At 58.3% G+C, this 16,714-nt stretch carries 16 protein-coding genes; 3 read left to right on the top strand and 13 right to left on the bottom strand.

Annotated elements, in window-relative coordinates:
- Positions 1-39: 39 nt before the first annotated feature.
- Genes VNL17_07995 through VNL17_07980 form a run of 4 tightly spaced genes read right to left on the bottom strand, consistent with a single transcriptional unit; the run spans position 40 to position 3,544 of the window.
- Positions 40-1,149: a S1C family serine protease gene (locus VNL17_07995; protein ID HXI84015.1), complete on the bottom strand. Its 1,110-nt coding sequence runs from the start codon at positions 1,147-1,149 to the stop codon at positions 40-42.
- Positions 1,124-1,786 (bottom strand): zf-HC2 domain-containing protein, encoded by a 663-nt coding sequence (locus tag VNL17_07990; GenBank protein HXI84014.1) that lies wholly within the window; start codon positions 1,784-1,786, stop codon positions 1,124-1,126. The genes VNL17_07995 and VNL17_07990 overlap by 26 nt, the downstream gene beginning before the upstream one ends.
- Positions 1,787-1,792: 6 nt before the next feature.
- The gene (locus tag VNL17_07985; GenBank protein ID HXI84013.1) at positions 1,793-2,452 is read right to left on the bottom strand and encodes a sigma-70 family RNA polymerase sigma factor; all 660 of its coding nucleotides are present in this window, start codon (positions 2,450-2,452) and stop codon (positions 1,793-1,795) included.
- A gap of 45 nt (positions 2,453-2,497) precedes the next feature.
- Positions 2,498-3,544, bottom strand: a complete 1,047-nt coding sequence (locus VNL17_07980; GenBank protein ID HXI84012.1) for a polyprenyl synthetase family protein — start codon at positions 3,542-3,544, stop codon at positions 2,498-2,500.
- A gap of 161 nt (positions 3,545-3,705) precedes the next feature.
- On the opposite strand from VNL17_07980, the gene VNL17_07975 reads away from it, so the two are divergent.
- A complete protein-coding gene (locus VNL17_07975) occupies positions 3,706-4,614 on the top strand; it encodes a HEAT repeat domain-containing protein (GenBank protein HXI84011.1) in 909 nt (302 codons plus the stop codon).
- Between the two features lie 81 nt (positions 4,615-4,695).
- Here the strand turns inward: VNL17_07975 and VNL17_07970 are convergent, their stop codons facing one another.
- The 9 genes from VNL17_07970 to VNL17_07930 form a co-directional block, all read right to left on the bottom strand.
- Positions 4,696-4,953 carry a DNA-binding protein gene (locus VNL17_07970; GenBank protein HXI84010.1) on the bottom strand — a complete coding sequence of 86 codons (258 nt, stop codon included), beginning with the start codon at positions 4,951-4,953 and terminating at the stop codon, positions 4,696-4,698.
- Positions 4,954-5,035: 82 nt separating this feature from the next.
- Complete coding sequence (locus tag VNL17_07965) at positions 5,036-6,454, bottom strand: aldehyde dehydrogenase family protein (GenBank protein HXI84009.1); 1,419 nt, start codon at positions 6,452-6,454, stop codon at positions 5,036-5,038.
- The gene (locus tag VNL17_07960) at positions 6,451-7,566 is read right to left on the bottom strand and encodes a saccharopine dehydrogenase NADP-binding domain-containing protein (GenBank protein HXI84008.1); all 1,116 of its coding nucleotides are present in this window, start codon (positions 7,564-7,566) and stop codon (positions 6,451-6,453) included. Before VNL17_07960 ends, VNL17_07965 begins: the two co-directional genes overlap by 4 nt.
- 20 nt (positions 7,567-7,586) lie before the next feature.
- Positions 7,587-9,044, bottom strand: coding sequence for an aldehyde dehydrogenase family protein (locus VNL17_07955; GenBank protein HXI84007.1), 1,458 nt, complete (start codon positions 9,042-9,044; stop codon positions 7,587-7,589).
- 102 nt (positions 9,045-9,146) lie between these two features.
- On the bottom strand, positions 9,147-9,953 hold the full coding sequence (locus VNL17_07950) for a UDP-2,3-diacylglucosamine diphosphatase (GenBank protein HXI84006.1): 807 nt from the start codon (positions 9,951-9,953) through the stop codon (positions 9,147-9,149).
- 75 nt (positions 9,954-10,028) lie between these two features.
- Positions 10,029-11,486, bottom strand: coding sequence for a glycerol kinase GlpK (gene glpK, locus VNL17_07945; GenBank protein ID HXI84005.1), 1,458 nt, complete (start codon positions 11,484-11,486; stop codon positions 10,029-10,031).
- Between the two features lie 3 nt (positions 11,487-11,489).
- Positions 11,490-12,968 carry an aldehyde dehydrogenase family protein gene (locus VNL17_07940; protein ID HXI84004.1) on the bottom strand — a complete coding sequence of 493 codons (1,479 nt, stop codon included), beginning with the start codon at positions 12,966-12,968 and terminating at the stop codon, positions 11,490-11,492.
- A 3-nt stretch (positions 12,969-12,971) separates the two neighbouring features.
- Complete coding sequence (locus VNL17_07935; protein HXI84003.1) at positions 12,972-14,492, bottom strand: putrescine aminotransferase; 1,521 nt, start codon at positions 14,490-14,492, stop codon at positions 12,972-12,974.
- Between the two features lie 92 nt (positions 14,493-14,584).
- Complete coding sequence (locus VNL17_07930; GenBank protein HXI84002.1) at positions 14,585-15,232, bottom strand: MOSC N-terminal beta barrel domain-containing protein; 648 nt, start codon at positions 15,230-15,232, stop codon at positions 14,585-14,587.
- Between the two features lie 34 nt (positions 15,233-15,266).
- On the opposite strand from VNL17_07930, the gene VNL17_07925 reads away from it, so the two are divergent.
- Together VNL17_07925 and VNL17_07920 are read left to right on the top strand one after the other, a co-directional pair.
- The gene (locus VNL17_07925; GenBank protein HXI84001.1) at positions 15,267-15,503 is read left to right on the top strand and encodes a CPXCG motif-containing cysteine-rich protein; all 237 of its coding nucleotides are present in this window, start codon (positions 15,267-15,269) and stop codon (positions 15,501-15,503) included.
- A 37-nt stretch (positions 15,504-15,540) separates the two neighbouring features.
- Complete coding sequence (locus VNL17_07920; GenBank protein ID HXI84000.1) at positions 15,541-16,596, top strand: PA0069 family radical SAM protein; 1,056 nt, start codon at positions 15,541-15,543, stop codon at positions 16,594-16,596.
- The last annotated feature ends 118 nt before the right edge of the window (positions 16,597-16,714 follow it).

Genomic DNA, 16,714 nt, shown 5'->3' with positions numbered 1-16,714 from the left:
TTCAAGCAACGTGACCTCCTCTGCGGTGGTCGCACTGGGTCAATGTTCCTGCGAGCTCGGGACAATAGTCAGCCACTGGCCAGGCGCCCTAAGCAGCCCGGGTTGAGGGGTGGTTTGGGCGCTGAACGATTCCTGAGGGGGACGGGCGGCGACGACCAATAGGAGTTTCTGCTCCTGTCCACCTCGCAGTACCGTGAATTCTACTGTGTCACCGACACGGTGGCAGAACATCGTATTGAGAACGTCCGCCGAACGGTGCACTTCATTACTCGTGATGCTCAAGAGCGTGTCGCCATCGCGGAACCCTGCCGCGGCCGCGGGCGTATTCGAATAAACCTGCTGGATGAATACCTGCCATTGGTTGGAAACCGTCGGATTGATGGCCAGTTGCCGCTCCGAAACGCCAAGACCCACCCAGGTGTACTGCGGTTGCCCAAACTCGAGGAGGTCCGCACAGATTTTGTGGGCGGCATTGATCGGCAATCCGTAGCACTGGTCGTCCGCGTGCGCAGCAATCGCGATGCCGACAACTTCCCCGCGCACGTTCAACATCGGGCCCCCACCCTGTCCCGGGCTTAACCGGCAGCTGGCGCGGATGTGGCTCGTAGCAAAGACGTGACTGCCACAACGAATGTCGATCCCGTTGATGAAACCCACCACGGGTGCGCTCGGTAGGTCGTACGGAAATCCGATGGCGACGACCATCGACCCCACCCGGAGCTCATCCGAATTGCCTTGCGGCAGGAATGGCGTTGGGCTGCCGGCGGCTGGCTCAATCTTTAGCAGAGCGAGATTCGTTTGCGGATCCCGCCCAACGACCCGCGCATTGATTTTCTGGCCGTGCCACTCGATCCAGCAACTATCCGCGTCGTCCACAATGGTGGCCGCCGTCAGGATGTGGCCGTCCCTGTCGGTGAAAAACCCGGTGCCCACACGTTGCGGCGGACTAAATGGCAAAGCGCCGATTTGAAATTGACGCTGGGCGTGAACCTTGACGACGGTGTCCTTGGAATTCTCATAAATCGTGGAGACTTCCTGATCGATGGTCTCCAACAACCCGGCTGCCAGGACCGCTGTCGTATTGGCGAGAACGAGAAACGCGGCCCCAAACGCGACCCGCCGCCTAGAAATGGACGCTCGGTACGTCATAACTGGCCGGTGTGACAGAAATGCGATCCAGTACGTAGCGAGGCGCTGAGGAATCCGCGCGCGCCGAAGTGGGAACCAAAACCACACCGCTCATTGACGAAGATTGGTAATCCGCCGAAGCGACTGGCGACAGGCCGGGGAGCGACGCTACGATCGTATTCGGCGTGGACTGTGGTGGGGGAAGCATCGCATCGGCATCGGCCAAAGACGAATTGGCAGTAACTGTCGGGTCAACAGCGACAACAGCGGGATCGCTCGCCTGACGCAGGCCCATCCAGGTTAGACCCACTACCGCCGCGACTCCCAGCGCGCTGGTAAAACTGTAACGCCACACCCGCATCGATTCCGCCGCCAGAAAATCATCCACACGCCCCAACACTCTTTCCCACCATCCGATCTGCCGCGCTTCCGTCAACAACCGGCCATGAAACTCGGAAAGGAAATTGTCGAAATACCCCGGCGCCGGTCGCTCATAGCGCTTGAGAGCAAGCAACCGCTGCAGGCGCCCGGTGCGTTGCTCCATGACCCGGCAGTCCGTGCAATCAGCAAGGTGCTGCCGCACCTGCGCGGCGGTCGCCGTCGCGAGCCGCTCGTGCGTGAGATCATCGAACAATTGTTGTACCTTCTGGCAATCCATGACGGTTTACAAATACTCGCTGAGCAATCCTTGCAACTGTTGCCGCGCATAAAAAAGCCGCGATCGCACGGTGCCTTCGGAGCACCCCATTACCTTCGCAATGTCAGCATGTGTCATGCCTTGAACGTCGTGCATAGTCACTACCGCTCTATGTGATTCAGACAGTTTTTGCAGCGCTTCGTTCAATTTTTCCTGAAGTTCGTTCAGGCCCACCTCGCGCCGCGGGGTGGCATGAGACTGCATCTCCACCAGATCCGGATCGCTCTGGATCGAACTGTCCAGGTCGTCGAGGCTGTACTGGTTGCGGTTCTTGCGTCGCTTGACGAAGTTGATCGTGCGGTTCACGGCAATGCGATAGACCCACGTGTAGAAACTCGATTGGCCGCGAAAACTCTGGAGGCTCTTGTAAGCTTTGATGAACGTATCCTGCACAAGGTCGTTGGCGTCCTCGTGGTTCGACGTCATGTGATAAACCGTGGCGTAGAGCCGTTCTTTGTAGCGCTCGACCAGAACATCGAAGGCGGCACCTTCGCCCTTCTGGCTGCGTCGCACGAGTGCCTCATCCTCTTCGTGTCGCAAATCAATTTCGCACTCCGCAGCAGGCGCGGGCGCGCTCGTCGGCCGCAGCGCGGTGCCGCTGAGTCCGAGTTTTTCTTTTAGTTTCATTGCGATCACAGCAAATGTCCCTTATGCCCTGGAGCCGTCGATGAACTATGCGGCGGCGGTTTCCTTTAGGAGCGACCGGCTTTGCCCCGAAAGATAATCAGTGAGGGCCGCTAATGCCCTTGTGTAAATGTTGGGTGGTAGCGCCGAGAGATTGCTCCGCGCGCGGGAGATGTAGGTGTCAATCGTTGCGAGTGATTCCCCCACGACGCCATTGCCCAACACAAGCCGCAGCAAATGCTGTTGCTCGTCCTGAGCGTTGCGAAGAATCATCGCCCCCAGTTCCTGGCGGCTTTCGGAATCGACGTGCTGTAACAACAGGAGGAATGGGAGTGTTAGCTTTCCCTTTTTCATGTCTGTTCCGAGGGATTTTCCCGCCTGTCGTTCCTGGCCAAAAATATCCACACAATCATCATAAATCTGGTACGCGATCCCTAGATTGGTGCCGAATTCATTCATACGTTTGACGATGTTGGGAGGTGCACCGTTCAAAAAGGCGCCCAATTCACAACTAACCGCAAAAAGAGCTCCGGTCTTCATGTTTATGATGTCCAGATACTGCTCGAGAGTCAAACCAAGGTCGAAACGGCGTTGAGTCTGAACAATTTCGCCCGAACAAACCGTATTGGTCGCCTCGCTGACCCTGCGGCAAACCTCTGTAGTTGGGTAACTTGCAGCAAGCCGCAGTGCGTGCGCAAATAAGCAGTCGCCAAGCAAAACACTTATCTCGTTGCCCCACCGAGAGTTAGACGTAGGAAGTCGGTGCCTCAGGTCAGCTTCGTCCAAAATATCATCATGCACCAACGTAGCAACATGGATGAGCTCTACGATGACTGCCAAGGTAATATGCTCTTCAGTAACCCCCCCGGTCGTACCCCCCGCCAGTAGCGCCAAACTCGGGCGCAGGCGCTTGGCTGTGCCCCCCAAAATGTATTGGATATGCTCGCCAAGGCGCGGGTCAAAACCGCCGATCTGATTCGCGAGCGCGATTTCCACTCGAGGCAATTCAACGGCAATCGGTTCCAACAATTCCAACAGATTGCCGCCAGAACGCGCCGTAAGTGGAACACCTGCGCTCAATGTCGACCCCAGCATAGTGTTCTTACTCTACGGGCCACCCGAAAGGGTGTCAACCCCGAAGCCCCGTATTACCGTCGTAGTTCCCTCTTGACCACTTCGCAGCCAGAGTCAAAGATACAGGGCGTCAGGTCTGTAGTAGGCACTGCAATTGGGATCAGTCTGTCAGTTTATTCATCATGTTACGTATCGCTCTATTGATGACCGTCCTTTTGCTCGCCGGCTGTGCGCGGAATCCTGAGCAGGTTACCCTGGCTCAGGCCAATAAGCTGCTGGACGAAGGTCACGTTCGCGCTGCCGCGGACACTGTCGAGGCCTATCTCCGGGAACATCCTGACTCGGCAGCCTTCTTGCGCATGCGTGTTGTGGTGTTGCTCCGGGCCGAGAAGCCCGATTTGGCGGCCATCGCGTTGCAGCAGGTCCCCGCCGGCAAGTCGCTCACCATTGAGCTACTTCGTCATCGCGACCGCATAGTCCGTGTGAACGCAGCGAAGCTCGTCGCCGATCAGCCCAAGGCGAGCGACTTTCGCGAGATTGTCCGCGCCCTGGAAGACCCCGATCCCGACATACGGCATGATTGTGCGCGCGCTTTGGGGCGTCTTGGCAACCCCGCGGCGCTCAAACCGCTGTTTCGATTATTGTCTGACGACAATTGGTTCGTGCGCGCCGAAGCGGCCACTGCCCTCGGCAAGATTGGGGACGCGCGGGCAATCGGTTGGTTGGTTCAATTGCTCCCGGACCCGGACGGCTATGTGCAATATAGCGCAATTGGCGCCCTGTACGATCTGGCCACCGAATCGTCTCGTCCCTTGCTCTTGCGCGTTCTCGCGTCAGCAGGACCACCACAGCAATTCGGGATCGCGGTTGCACTGGCCAGGCTCCACGACCCGGCGGCATTGGCGCCGCTAACCAGCGCGCTCAAGTTCAACGACGCCGAAGTCCGACGCCGCGCTGTGGAAGCGCTCGGCGAATGCGGCCTCGCCGAGGGCACGAATGCGTTGGCCCTCTTCCTCGTGGATCCAGAGCCGTCTGTGAGAGACAAGGCGCAGGCGGCCATTGAGCGGATTCAGGCGCGGAATAAGCGGTAGCCAGGCTTGCGACAGATCCTGTGCACATGCGTGGCGGCGTCCCGTCTACCCATACGCTTCCCACTGCATGAGCCTGATGCCTTAAGTCTGCGGTGTGAGAGTCTTACTGAACTTGATGATCTCGTTCAGTTGATCGCGGAAATCTTCGATTCCTGTCAGGGGGATGATGATGGCGTCACGGCGACCATTAACCTCCTCGATGATTCTCAAGAAACGGCCCCGCGGGTTCTCTCTCAGGTCAAACGTGAAGTGCTTCCGTTCAACTCTGATATTATGATTCTGTAACTGCGTGTCCACAACTGAAGCCCCTCCCGACCGTGGCTGTGTCACCGTTCGCATGATGTTATCGTTACCTGCCCCCCTGCCATCCTGCTAAACTTCGCTGAACTTGTAGCACAGACTTCAAAATAACGTCAACACATCAATGTTTCATGTGAAAAACCACCATTTTCAGCTCGGTCATTTCTTCAACCGCGTACCGTGGACCTTCCTTCCCGAAGCCACTATTTTTCAGGCCGCCATAGGGCATCAGGTCCGCGCGCCACTGCGGTCCCCAATTGATATGGATGTTACCCGTTTCCAGCTCGCGGGCAAACTTCATCGCGGTGTCGAGGCTCTCCGTGAACACACCCGCGGCAAGGCCAAAACGGCTGTCGTTGGCGAGTGCCAGCGCCTCGTCGGCATCATGGAACGGCGTAAAGGCAACCGCCGGACCAAATAGCTCCTCACAGGAAATCCGCATCGCAGGCTTCACGTCGGCGACAATTGTCGGCGTGTAAATCGCCCCGCGTCGTACGCCTCCCGTGACCACGCGTCCACCCCCCTTTACGGCCTCCTGTATCCATTGCTCGACGCGAATCGCCTCCTGTTCGCGAATCATCGGCCCCACCTTCGTCTTTTCATCCAGCGGGTTGCCCGTTGTCAGCGCCTCGACTTTCGATTTTGTCGCGACCAACAAATCTTCGTAGATCGCTTGCTGCGCAATCACACGCTGCGTCGAGATGCAGACTTGTCCCGCATTTGAATAACCGGTCGCCGCGACCGCTTCCGCCACCTTGTCCAAATCCGCATCGGGCATCACGATGATCGGCGAGTTGCTGCCCAATTCCATTGTCACCTTCTTGATGCCGGCGTTCCGGCAGATCCGTTCACCAATCGGCACGCTGCCAGTGAAGGAGATTTTGCGGACCCGGTGGTCGCGGCAGAGCGCATCACCAAGTTCACCGCCAGGCCCCGTCAAACACGAGATTGCTTCGGGTGGCAGCCCGCATTCCAAAAGCAGTTCTGTCAACTTCAGCGCCGAAAGCGGTGTGTTCGATGGCGGTTTGATAATTACCGCGTTGCCCGCCGCGATGGCCGGCCCCACTTTATGCACCACAAGATTCAACGGAAAGTTGAACGGGCTGATCGCCACCACCACTCCGCACGGCACCCGCAAGGTAAAACCCATCTTGCCTGCCCCGCCGGGTGACGCGTCCAGTGGCACCGTTTCCCCGTGGATCCGTCGCGCTTCTTCGGCGGACAGTGTCAATGTCTCCACCGCGCGGCCCACCTCGAATCGGCTCTCGGCAATGGCCTTCCCTTCCTCCAGCGTAATGGTGCGAGCGAATTCTTCCGCTCGGGCTTCGAGTTTCTCGGCCGTCTTCTTCAGAACCTGATAGCGCTCCCACGCCGTAAGCTTCGCCATGATCTTCGCCCCGCGCACCGCCGCCGCGAGCGCCGCCTCAATGTCACCGGCGCTGGCATGCGGCACAGTATCGACCACCGAACTGTCGTACGGATTCAACACTTCAATCCTTTCGCTCGTCTCAACCCACTGGCCACCCACGCACATTTTCATGGTTTGCTCTCCTTCACGACGATCTTCATTCCGCGCTCGCCCAGTTCTTGAAAAAACGGTTCGATAGGCACCGCCACTTCCGGTGGCAAGACTCCGCGCTGCGTAATCACCCCCGTCGCAATCATCTGCGCAATGATCGAGGGCGGGCATCCCGTGTCAACATCGCCCGCGCTCGCGTGCCAGCGCCGATTCGCTCTCGCGCGGCAGTCCATTGTGACTGTCTTTTTGTCCCCGCGAACAATCACACGGGACACCTCGTAGTCGTTCGGGTTGCCGCGTGGTGTCGGTAGCTTGGCGAAATCCCGTGCCGTCCAGCCCGCTTTCAGTCGTTTAACCACTTCACGCACGAATCTGCGATCAAAACCTACTTTAAAATCGCATTCCCGCAAACCCTTCGTCCGAAAAGTCAGTGGAATCGTCGCGATCTCGCTGTGTCGCGTCAACACCACCCACTGCGGGCCTACCGGCCTTGAAAAATCGACTTGTTCCCAACCCGTGCGGGGCTTCACTTGCTGGAATTTGCCACCCGTGAACACCCATGGCTTGAGGGTCAATTCCTCTACAATCGTCTTCGCGGAATAGGGAAAAAAGAAATCGGCGGGTTTAGTGTTCAAATCCCTCGCGCCAACTCGAATCCGCACCGACTCGATATGGTTGAACCGGTCAGCAGCCGCCCGCGTCATGACATTGGTGATGCCCGGGGCGCAGCCCCCGCCAAGAATCGCAGTCAGTCCCGCACACTTGAATTGGCTGTTGAGTTTCAATTGCCGACGCGTCCAGTGAAATAATCCGCCCAGATCAATGTAGTGAACTTTCGCTGCCAGTGCCGCCTGCATGACCCTCAGGTTGAAGTCGTGCTGTGTGCAGTTGATGACTACCGCGTGACCCTGAAAGAGTTTCGCAAGCTGACTGGAGTGACTGGCATCCGCAAATGCTGCCATAACGCGACGCCCCCGAAATGAACGCGCGTAAGCGCGCGCCCCGGCATCGTTGTAGTCTGCAATCAGGATGCCGTTTCGCGAATGCGACTCGAACAGGTCACGCACCACCACCCGTCCAATCGCACCCACGCCACCAAGAACTACAAAACTGCGCTCAATTCTCGGTGTCATGCCGGGTGAAGTGAAGCGCCTCAATACCACCCAATCGGCGTTTCGTTCAGGTTGATGTGGACCTGTTTCGTCTCGAGGAATTCATCCATCCCGTGCAATGACAACTCACGGCCCTGGCCGCTGGCTTTGTAGCCGCCCCACGGGGACTCGACGTAACACGGTTGCATGGTGTTGACCCAGACGACACCGGCGCGGAGATTCTTCACGACGCGCAGGCACTTGAAGATGTCGCGGGACCACACGGCGGCGGCAAGACCGTAGGGCGTGTCGTTGGCGATCCTCAGCGCGTCGGCCTCGTCCTTAAAAGGGATGCACGCCACGACGGGGCCGAAAATCTCCTCGCGAGCGATACGGCTGGTGTTGTCGGTCTCAAAAATCGTCGGTTCGATGTAGTAACCCTTCTTGAAATTCTTCGGACGATTGCCGCCAGCAAGAAGCTTCGCCTCCTTCTTCCCAATCTCAATGTAGCTTGTGACTTTTTCGAGGTGCTCTTCGCTCACCAGCGGCCCCATTTTCGTCTCACGCCTGCGCGGGTCTCCCAGCTTGACGCGTTTGGTCTTCTCCTTCATGCGGTCCATGAATTTCTTAAAGATGTCCTGCTGCACAAGCACGCGCGATCCCGCACTGCATACTTCCCCCTGGTTGATGAAGACGCCAAACAACGCACCATCGGTGGCGGCATTGATATCAGCGTCCGCGAAAAAGATGTTGGGTGATTTGCCACCGAGTTCGAGCGAAACTTTTTTCAAGTGCGTGCTGCCTATGCTCCGCAGGATCGCCTTGCCCGTGTCGGCCCCACCGGTGAAGGCGACCTTGTCCACGTGCCCGGATTCGACGAGCGCCCGGCCTGCCACGACGTCACCGGTCACGACGTTGAAAACGCCCGCCGGCAATTCCGGGATGTGCTTCTGCACCAGCTTCGCGAATTCGAGCGCCGTGAGCGGCGTTTGCTCGGCCGGCTTGAGAACCACTGCGCAACCCGCCGCTAGCGCCGGCCCAAGTTTCCACGCGGCCATCATCAGCGGATAATTCCAGGGAATAATGAGCGCGGCGACGCCGACGGCTTCGCGCAAGGTGAAATTCAGCGCGTTGTCGGGGACGGCGAGCGTTTCCCCGTGAATTTTCGTCGCCAAGCCGCCGAAATACTCAAAGCACGTGGCGACGTCGTTCATGTCGAATTCGCTTTCGACGATGGGCTTGCCGGAATTCAACGTCTCCAATTCGGCAAGCATCGCGGCGTTCTTGCGGACGAGTTCGGCCATCTTGAACAAGACGCGGCCACGGGCCATCGCCTGGGAGGAATCGCGCCAGTTCGTGGTATCGAACGCCGCGCGCGCGGCCTGTACCGCACGATCCACGTCCGCTTTGCTCGCCTCCGTGACGACTGCGAAAGGCTCGCCAGTAGCGGGATTGAAAACCTCACGAGTGCCGGCCCCATTCACCCATTCATTATTGACGTAATTCTTGTAAGTCTTCATCGCGTTCCCTCCCATCAAGCTATATCAGGTTTTAGGAACGGACAAGCAAGGCGGAAAGAGTTGGCCCGACCGAAGGGCCGGCCGCCATTTTTAAAAAACATTCTATCGAGTGGCAGCCAGCAGTCCGGATTTGTCCGCTAAATCGGTGGGAGCGGCATCGACCACCATTGCATTCCCGGCTGTTACCTCGCGCCAGTACACCAATTCCAGGCGCCCGTCGAAATGCTCGACCAGCGCAGTGCTGCTCTCCACCCAGTCACCGGTGTTGTAGTAATTCACGCCGCGAATTTGCCGCACCGCCGGCGTGTGAATGTGCCCGCAGACAATGCCATCGACGTGATGCAACTCGGCGTAGTGGGCCACGGCCTCTTCAAACCGGCTGATTGAGCTGACGACCTTCTTCACGCTTTGTTTCACGTACGCGCTCAACGACCAAAAGCCGAAACCAAACAAGCGGCGCACCAGGTTCAATGGCCGGTTCAGCCGCAGCAACAAGGTGTAGCCGGCGTCCCCCAGATGGGCCATCCACCTCGCATGCACGGTGACCGAATCGAACTCATGTCCATGCAAGACCAGCAGCCGTGTGCCGTCCACGGTCGTGTGCACGTGTTGTTCCTTCACGACAATGTTGCCATAGACCCCGAGGAAATTGAGGCAAAACTCGTCGTGATTGCCGGGAATAATCACGATCGCCGTGCCTTTGCGCGCTTTGCGAAGGAATTTCTGGATCACGTCGTTGTGCGACTGGGGCCAGTAACGCTCGTGGCGCAGTCGCCAGATGTCGATGATATCCCCCACCAAATACACCGTTTCGAACTCGTTGTGCTTGAGAAAATCCAGCACACCCGTGGCATCACTGCCGCGAGTGCCCAAGTGCAGATCGGACATCCAGACAGTTCGGTATTCCATTGTAGTTCTACCATGCCGACCATCGATGGCGAATCGGTAACCGGTGTGTTACAGGAGCGAAACGAAACCGTTCTATCAGGTGGCCCAGCCACGCGAACGCGCCACTGCTTCCTTCCATTTCGCGTACAAACTCTCGCGCAACGGTGCGGCCATCGCCGGTTGAAACACACGCTCGACACGGCGATGGGACAGGAAATCGGACGGACTCGACCACACCCCGGCGTGAAGTCCCGCCAAACCGGCCGCTCCCAACGCGGTCGTTTCAATCACCGCAGGCCGTTCGACGGGTACGCCCAGGATATCCGCCTGGAATTGCATCAAGAAATTGTTGGCACAAGCGCCGCCGTCCACTTGCAACCTGCTTAGCGGCGTGCCCAGTTCCGTGCACATCGTGTCCACGAGGTCCCGCGTTTGGTAGGCAATGGCCTCCAACGTGGCACGGGCCAGATGCGCCCGGGTGGTCGCACGGGTGAGACCAAGGATCGCGCCCCGTGCGGCGGCGTCCCAATACGGCGCACCGAGTCCCGTCAACGCCGGAACAAAGTACACGCCATCGTTGGAGGAGAGACTTCCCGCCAGCGATTCTGTCTCGTGAGAGGCTGTGATGATTTGCAATTGATCGCGCAGCCATTGAATGGCCGCACCGCCGACGAAGACGCTGCCTTCCAACGCGTAATCAACCCGGTCGCCGACCTGCCAGGCAATCGTGGAGAGCAAATGTTTTGAAACACGGGGCGTCACCCCTGTGTTCATCATCAGGAACAAGCCCGTGCCATAGGTGTTCTTGATGATGCCCGGCTCATAGCAGCCCTGCGCAAACATCGCGCCTTGTTGATCGCCCACGACACCGCAAATCGGGGCGGAAAATCCGAACAAGTCCGGATCCAGCCTGCCGAACTCGCCGGAACTTGCACGCACTTCGGGCAGGGTCTCTCGGGATACTCCAAAGCACTTCAGCAGCTCGTCGTCCCAGCGGCGCTCCTGGAGGTTGAAGAGCATCGTGCGCGAAGCGTTGCTCACATCCGTAGCGTGGATCCGACCACCAGTGAGCTTCGACAGAATCCACGAATCAATTGTCCCAAAAACCCCGCTGCGCGTAGCCGGCACATTCTGCAGCAGCCATTGAATTTTTGTCGCCGAGAAATACGGGTCACAAACCAGTCCGGTGCGTTGGCGAATTTCCTTCTCAAAGCCCTGGTTTTTAATCTCTGCGCAACGAGCACTGGTACGACGGTCCTGCCAGACGATGGCATTGTGCAAGGGTCGCCCGGTTTTCGGGTCCCACGAAACGACGGTTTCCCGCTGGTTCGTAACCCCTACCGCAATAATCTCCCCGGTGTCCACCTGGGCGACCGCCTCCGCGATCACGGTGCGCGTGCTCTCCCAGATCTCCGCGGGATCGTGTTCGACCCAACCAGATTGCGGAAAGAGCTGCCGAAATTCCCGGTAGCTTTTCGCCACCACGCGTGTTTCTTGGTCGAAGACGATGGCGCGGTTGCCCGTGGTACCCAGATCAAGGGCCAGTATCAACATGCGTCAGTCCGCCCGCCGGTTGTACTTCGCGTAGGGATACCAGTACGGCTTGAGTTCCTGTTTGTAATCGAGATGTACATGCTTTGTTTCGCGGAACTCGTCAATGCCTTCTTCGCCCAGTTCGCGCGAGTGGCCAGTCTGGCGCATCCCGCCGAACGGGCCGGCATCGTTATCAGTCAGCGGGTCGTTGATCCAGAACGTGCCGGCGGTGATCCGCTCCATCGCCGCCATCGCCCATTCCATGTTGTTCGTGTAAATGTTCGCGCCGAGACCGTACGCGCTGTCATTGGCCAACTCGATGGCATGGTCGATTCCCTTGACGCGCATGATCGGCAGAATCGGCCCGAAAGTCTCGGTATGAATCAGCCGCATCTTCTGTTTTACGTTCACCATGACGGTTGGCTCGTAGAAAAACCCTTTCTTGAACTTCGGCGAGCGGCGTCCGCCGCAAAGAACCTTCGCGCCATCACGCGCCGCGTCTTTCACGCGCGAATCGACATCCGCCAATTGCTTTCGGTTGATCAGTGGGCCAATGTCCGTGTTGGGATCGAGTCCATTTCCCATCCGCAGCGATTTCGTGTGTTTGACAACGCGTTGAATGAATTTGTCCGCAATATCATCGAATACGTAGATGCGCTTGGCGCTGGTACAAACCTGGCCCGTGTTGAGGAAGGCGGCCCAACAACAGGCGCGGCTCGCAATCTCCAGGTCGGCGTCGCTGCAAACAATAAACGGATCGTTGCCGCCGAGTTCACCGTGGAACTTCTTCACCTGCGCCGCGCAAAGTTGGCCAACGTGCTTGCCCGTTTCCACGGAGCCTGTCAGCGCAATCAAGTCCGTGCCGGGATGCTTCACCAGCGCCTCGCCGATTTCCTCGCCGAAACCCGTCACGATATTGACGACGCCCTTCGGAAGATGCGCACCAAAAATGTCGGCAATATCCAGGGTCGAGAGCGGCGTTTCCTCGCTGGGCTTAATGATAACCGTGTTGCCGGCCATCAACGCGGGCGCAACCTTCCACACCATCAGCAGCAGCGGATAGTTCCACGGAATGATGCCAACCACCACTCCGTACGGCTCCTTGATTGTAAAGTTGACCTGATGATGGGCGACCGGCGGGAGTGAACTGCCGCGCGAGTTGCGTCCAATCTCGGCGTAGTAATCAAAACACGCCGCCACCCACTCCACCTCATCGCGGTTTTCACAGAAGGGTTTGCCACCCTCCTCTGTCATGACGGTTGCAAGTTCCTTGTGCCGCGTCCGTAGATCGCGGGCGATGGCGTGAAGCCGTTGAGCCTTTTCGACAGCGGGCATCCAGCGCCATGTTTTGAAGGCCTCACGCGCGGCTTGAACTGCCCGATCGGCATCCGCGGCGGTGCCGCGCGGAATATGGTCGATAACTTCTTCAGTGGCGGGATTGACGACGGAGATGCGATCGCGGTTGGATTTGAGCCATTGGCCTCCGACCCACTGGTGTCTCATCACCTAATCTCCTTTGCCGTCTTTGCCGTCCTTCGATTCCTTGACGTCCTTGTCCTTGGGTGCCTTCTCCCGGACTTCCTTCTCGAGTTGCTTCTCAATCTGCTTCAACGCGTCAGCCAACTTGTCGAGCATCTCGTCGAGAAGCGCGTAGCTGATGTTGAGCGCGGGCTCAATACGAAGGGTGCGGGCGCTGAGCAGTGTCCCCGCCACGAGCACGCCGCGCTTGAACAGGGCCGCAGCCACGCGGTAGCCAATAAAGCGATCCGTGAACTCCATCCCAATGAGCAGTCCTTTGCCCTGCACCCGTTTGAGAATGTCGGGGTATAACGCCTGGAGCGAACCCAGGCGTTTGATAAGGTACTTGCCCTTTTCGGCGGCCTGCTGCGCGAGGTCCTCTTCAAGCAAGACATTGATCGCGGCGATGCCCGCGGCGCAGGCAAGCGGATTGCCGCCGAAGGTGGAGCTGTGCAGAAATGGATTATCCTCAAGCACCTTCCAGATTTTCGGCGTGCTCATAAACGCGCTGAGCGGCATCACGCCGCCCCCGAGCGCTTTCCCGAGGCAGAGGATGTCCGGCACCACGTTCCAGTGCTCACAGGCGAACACCCGACCCGTCCGCCCCATGCCGGTCTGCACCTCGTCAAGGATCAGCAGGACACCGAACTCATCGCAGAGTTGCCGCACGCGCGGCAGATAATCGTCCGGCGGTACCACCGCACCCGCCTCGCCCTGGACGGGTTCCAGGATGATCGCGGCGATGTCTTCACCTAGATCCGTAAGCTTCTTGAGTTCACGTTCGAGATCTTTAATGTCGCCGTAGTCCACGAAATAGACGTCAGACAACAGCGGTTGGAACGGTTTGCGGTACACGGCGCGGCCCATCACAGACAGCGAGCCCATCGATTTGCCGTGGAAACCGCCCGTGGTGGAGATGAACCCCGCCTTTTTCGTGTAAAGCCGCGCCAGCTTCAGCGCGCCCTCAACTGCATCGGTCCCGTTGCTGATAAAAAAACATTCCTGCAGGTCGCCCGGCGCAAGTTCGCCCAACAACTCAGCTAGAAAACCACGCAAAGGGTCGAGCAATTCCTGGGAAGAAAGCGGCATTCGTTCAAGTTGCGCTTTGACCGCCGCGATAATTTTCGGGTGGCGAATCCCCATGTTGTAAACGCCGAAGCCACCGAGGCAATCGATGAACTTGCGGCCCATGATGTCCTCGATGATGGATCCCTGCCCCGTCCATTCGATGGCAGCAAAGTCCTCGGCTTCCGCGACAGACTTGCGATAATGGAGAAACCCACGATTAAAGTAGTCGTCGAAATTCTCCAGCGTATGGGTAATGATGCGGTTTTTGTCTTCAGGATCGAGTTTTTTCCCGCTGCTAACGGTTTCCAGATAGTCTGCGGACTTGCGCCGGATCTCCTCAAGTTTGGGAGCCTTCGGCGTCTCGCGAGACGCTTGGATCGGAGGAGACGCAACCACTGCCGCCTCCCGCGACTGCGTCGCCTCTGGAATTTTCTCGTCCATAACGGTCTTCCTACCCTGCGGGCTTAGTATAACATACCACAAGGAGTGCACGCGGGCTCGCGGCTTGGCACAAGCATCACCAACACAGATGGTTACACATTATCCAAGGGCATGCCAAGCCCGAATTCTACCTTATCACCCACCGCGAGCCTGCCGGGCCTCACAACAAAGCAATTCAGAGCCAGCGACCCACCGAATTCGCGCCGAATCTTCCGCAGTACGTCCACATCCTGTACCAGCGTGTCGGGATCAAACGTCGTCATGATGCAGCGCTCGCGCAAATCCTGAATTCCGATGATTACTTCACTTGCGCGTAACGTCTTCCCTTCCCATCGCCGTTCGTCGAGCCCATTCACTCCGCTAATGACGATGTTGGGACGCAATCGCCGTCGATCATAACCGAACGCCGCGATCGCGCCGTCGGTTGCCACCAACAATGGCAGGACGTCGAATCGTTCGACTCCTTCGTACCGCACGAGCCTCGCGTCCGACCCTGCCGCGTCACGCACATCTACATCCCGCCACGGCTTCCCGTCCACGAGCGGCTCGCCGTCAGCACCCAACGTTGCATGATAACCGAGTAGCTTTGGCTCCGTACGCGAAGTTACTGTACCCCCGGCTGCATTGATGACCTGCACGACCCGGTCACCAACGATGCCGGTCTCGCGAACGTCCGCGACCTGGAGCGGTTCGCCGGCCATGGACTTGACCGGGTAACGCCAGAGTTCAGCAATCAACATTGTCAGCCTCTCATCGTATCACCACGACCCTGAGATGCCGAACCGAGGGCCGCAGGTTCACAATACTGGTTACATAGACTACAGTTGGTTCGTGAGCGAATTCCTGACAATCACCTGTCCTCATTGCGGGGAGGATTTCGAGGTTTCGTTCGACCCGGACGAAGGTGGTTCTGAGTTTATCATCGACTGCGAAATCTGCTGCCGGCCAATGACCGTTGCTGTGCGCGTACGCTCCGGAGAAGTGGATTCCGTCCAAGTTCACGCCGCCTGATTTTGACAGACGAATTCCACGTGGTACTGTCGTGGAGATGACCGCGGGTAAATCCATTCATGGGCGCGGGGCGGCGGAGAATCCCGCCAATCGCTTCGAGCACACCGCGTACGAGCGCGACGAAGAGTGGGACCAACCGGACGATCCCGCGCCGAAGACGCAGTTTTATCGGGATGTCAGCGTCTCCATCATCACGCACAACACCAGCCCCGACCTCGGTTTCGATGCGAGCATCAATCCCTACCGTGGGTGCGAACACGGCTGCGTCTACTGCTACGCCCGGCCCTATCATGAGTATCTCGGTTTTTCGGCTGGGCTCGACTTCGAGACAAAGATCGTCGTTAAGGAGAACGCGCCGGAGTTATTACGCAGTGAACTGTCGGCGCCGAAGTGGAAACCGCAAGTGTTGTCCATGAGCGGCGTCACGGATTGCTATCAACCCATCGAACGACGGCTGCAGGTCACCCGCATGTGTTTGCAGGTGCTCGCTGAATTTCGCAACCCCGTTGCGATCGTCACCAAAAATCTCCTGGTCACGCGCGACATCGACTTACTGGCCGATCTGGCACGCGACAACGCCGCCGCCGTGTTTCTCTCCGTCACCACACTGGATGCCAACCTGGCCCGCATCATGGAACCGCGCACCGCCCAGCCCGCCGCGCGTTTACGCGCGATCCGGGAGTTAACAAAAGCCGGCATCCCCGTGGGAGTGATGGTGGCACCAGTGATTCCCGGGCTTACCGACCACGAGATGCCCGCCATCCTCAAGGCGGCAGGTGAAGCAGGCGCGCGATTTGCCGGCATGGTGCCGATCCGCCTGCCGTACGGCGTAGCTGACTTGTTCCAGCAATGGCTGGAGCGCCATATGCCCGAACGCAAAGAGAAAGTGCTCGCGCAAATTCGCGCGATCCGCGATGGGAAATTGAACGATCCCGATTTCGGCTCGCGCATGCGGGGGAAAGGAATTGTCGCCGAACAAATGGCGAAAATGTTTGCGGTCGCCTGCCGCCGGGCCGGTATTCTCGAACATGGGCCGCAGCTTTCGACCGCCGCGTTTCGTCGCCCTTTGGGCGCGCAGATGGAATTGCTCTGACAGGTTTGTTGCCGATTCTCTGCCTCCACGTCACAATCCCGTCGTCTGTTTGTGACAATCGCCGCCCATTCTGCGTGCATGAAGAAATGGGGTGGCCTTCTTCCAATCTTTCTTGGCG

The sequence above is a fragment of the Verrucomicrobiia bacterium genome (assembly GCA_035577545.1).
Taxonomy (GTDB): Bacteria; Verrucomicrobiota; Verrucomicrobiia; order Palsa-1439; family Palsa-1439; genus Palsa-1439.
The sequence above is the reverse complement of the archived record's forward strand: the minus strand, read 5'-3'. Positions and strand labels throughout refer to the sequence as shown.

Excerpts from the sequence above, each read along its gene's own strand:
- VNL17_07995 (HXI84015.1), bottom strand. The coding sequence starts at position 1,149 with ATGACGTACCGAGCGTCCATTTCTAGGCGGCGGGTCGCGTTTGGGGCC.
- VNL17_07990 (HXI84014.1), bottom strand. The coding sequence starts at position 1,786 with ATGGATTGCCAGAAGGTACAACAATTGTTCGATGATCTCACGCACGAG.
- VNL17_07985 (HXI84013.1), bottom strand. The coding sequence starts at position 2,452 with ATGAAACTAAAAGAAAAACTCGGACTCAGCGGCACCGCGCTGCGGCCG.
- VNL17_07980 (HXI84012.1), bottom strand. The coding sequence starts at position 3,544 with ATGCTGGGGTCGACATTGAGCGCAGGTGTTCCACTTACGGCGCGTTCT.
- VNL17_07975 (HXI84011.1), top strand. The coding sequence starts at position 3,706 with ATGTTACGTATCGCTCTATTGATGACCGTCCTTTTGCTCGCCGGCTGT.
- VNL17_07970 (HXI84010.1), bottom strand. The coding sequence starts at position 4,953 with ATGCGAACGGTGACACAGCCACGGTCGGGAGGGGCTTCAGTTGTGGAC.
- VNL17_07965 (HXI84009.1), bottom strand. The coding sequence starts at position 6,454 with ATGAAAATGTGCGTGGGTGGCCAGTGGGTTGAGACGAGCGAAAGGATT.
- VNL17_07960 (HXI84008.1), bottom strand. The coding sequence starts at position 7,566 with ATGACACCGAGAATTGAGCGCAGTTTTGTAGTTCTTGGTGGCGTGGGT.
- VNL17_07955 (HXI84007.1), bottom strand. The coding sequence starts at position 9,044 with ATGAAGACTTACAAGAATTACGTCAATAATGAATGGGTGAATGGGGCC.
- VNL17_07950 (HXI84006.1), bottom strand. The coding sequence starts at position 9,953 with ATGGAATACCGAACTGTCTGGATGTCCGATCTGCACTTGGGCACTCGC.
- glpK (HXI84005.1), bottom strand. The coding sequence starts at position 11,486 with ATGTTGATACTGGCCCTTGATCTGGGTACCACGGGCAACCGCGCCATC.
- VNL17_07940 (HXI84004.1), bottom strand. The coding sequence starts at position 12,968 with ATGAGACACCAGTGGGTCGGAGGCCAATGGCTCAAATCCAACCGCGAT.
- VNL17_07935 (HXI84003.1), bottom strand. The coding sequence starts at position 14,492 with ATGGACGAGAAAATTCCAGAGGCGACGCAGTCGCGGGAGGCGGCAGTG.
- VNL17_07930 (HXI84002.1), bottom strand. The coding sequence starts at position 15,232 with ATGTTGATTGCTGAACTCTGGCGTTACCCGGTCAAGTCCATGGCCGGC.
- VNL17_07925 (HXI84001.1), top strand. The coding sequence starts at position 15,267 with ATGCCGAACCGAGGGCCGCAGGTTCACAATACTGGTTACATAGACTAC.
- VNL17_07920 (HXI84000.1), top strand. The coding sequence starts at position 15,541 with ATGACCGCGGGTAAATCCATTCATGGGCGCGGGGCGGCGGAGAATCCC.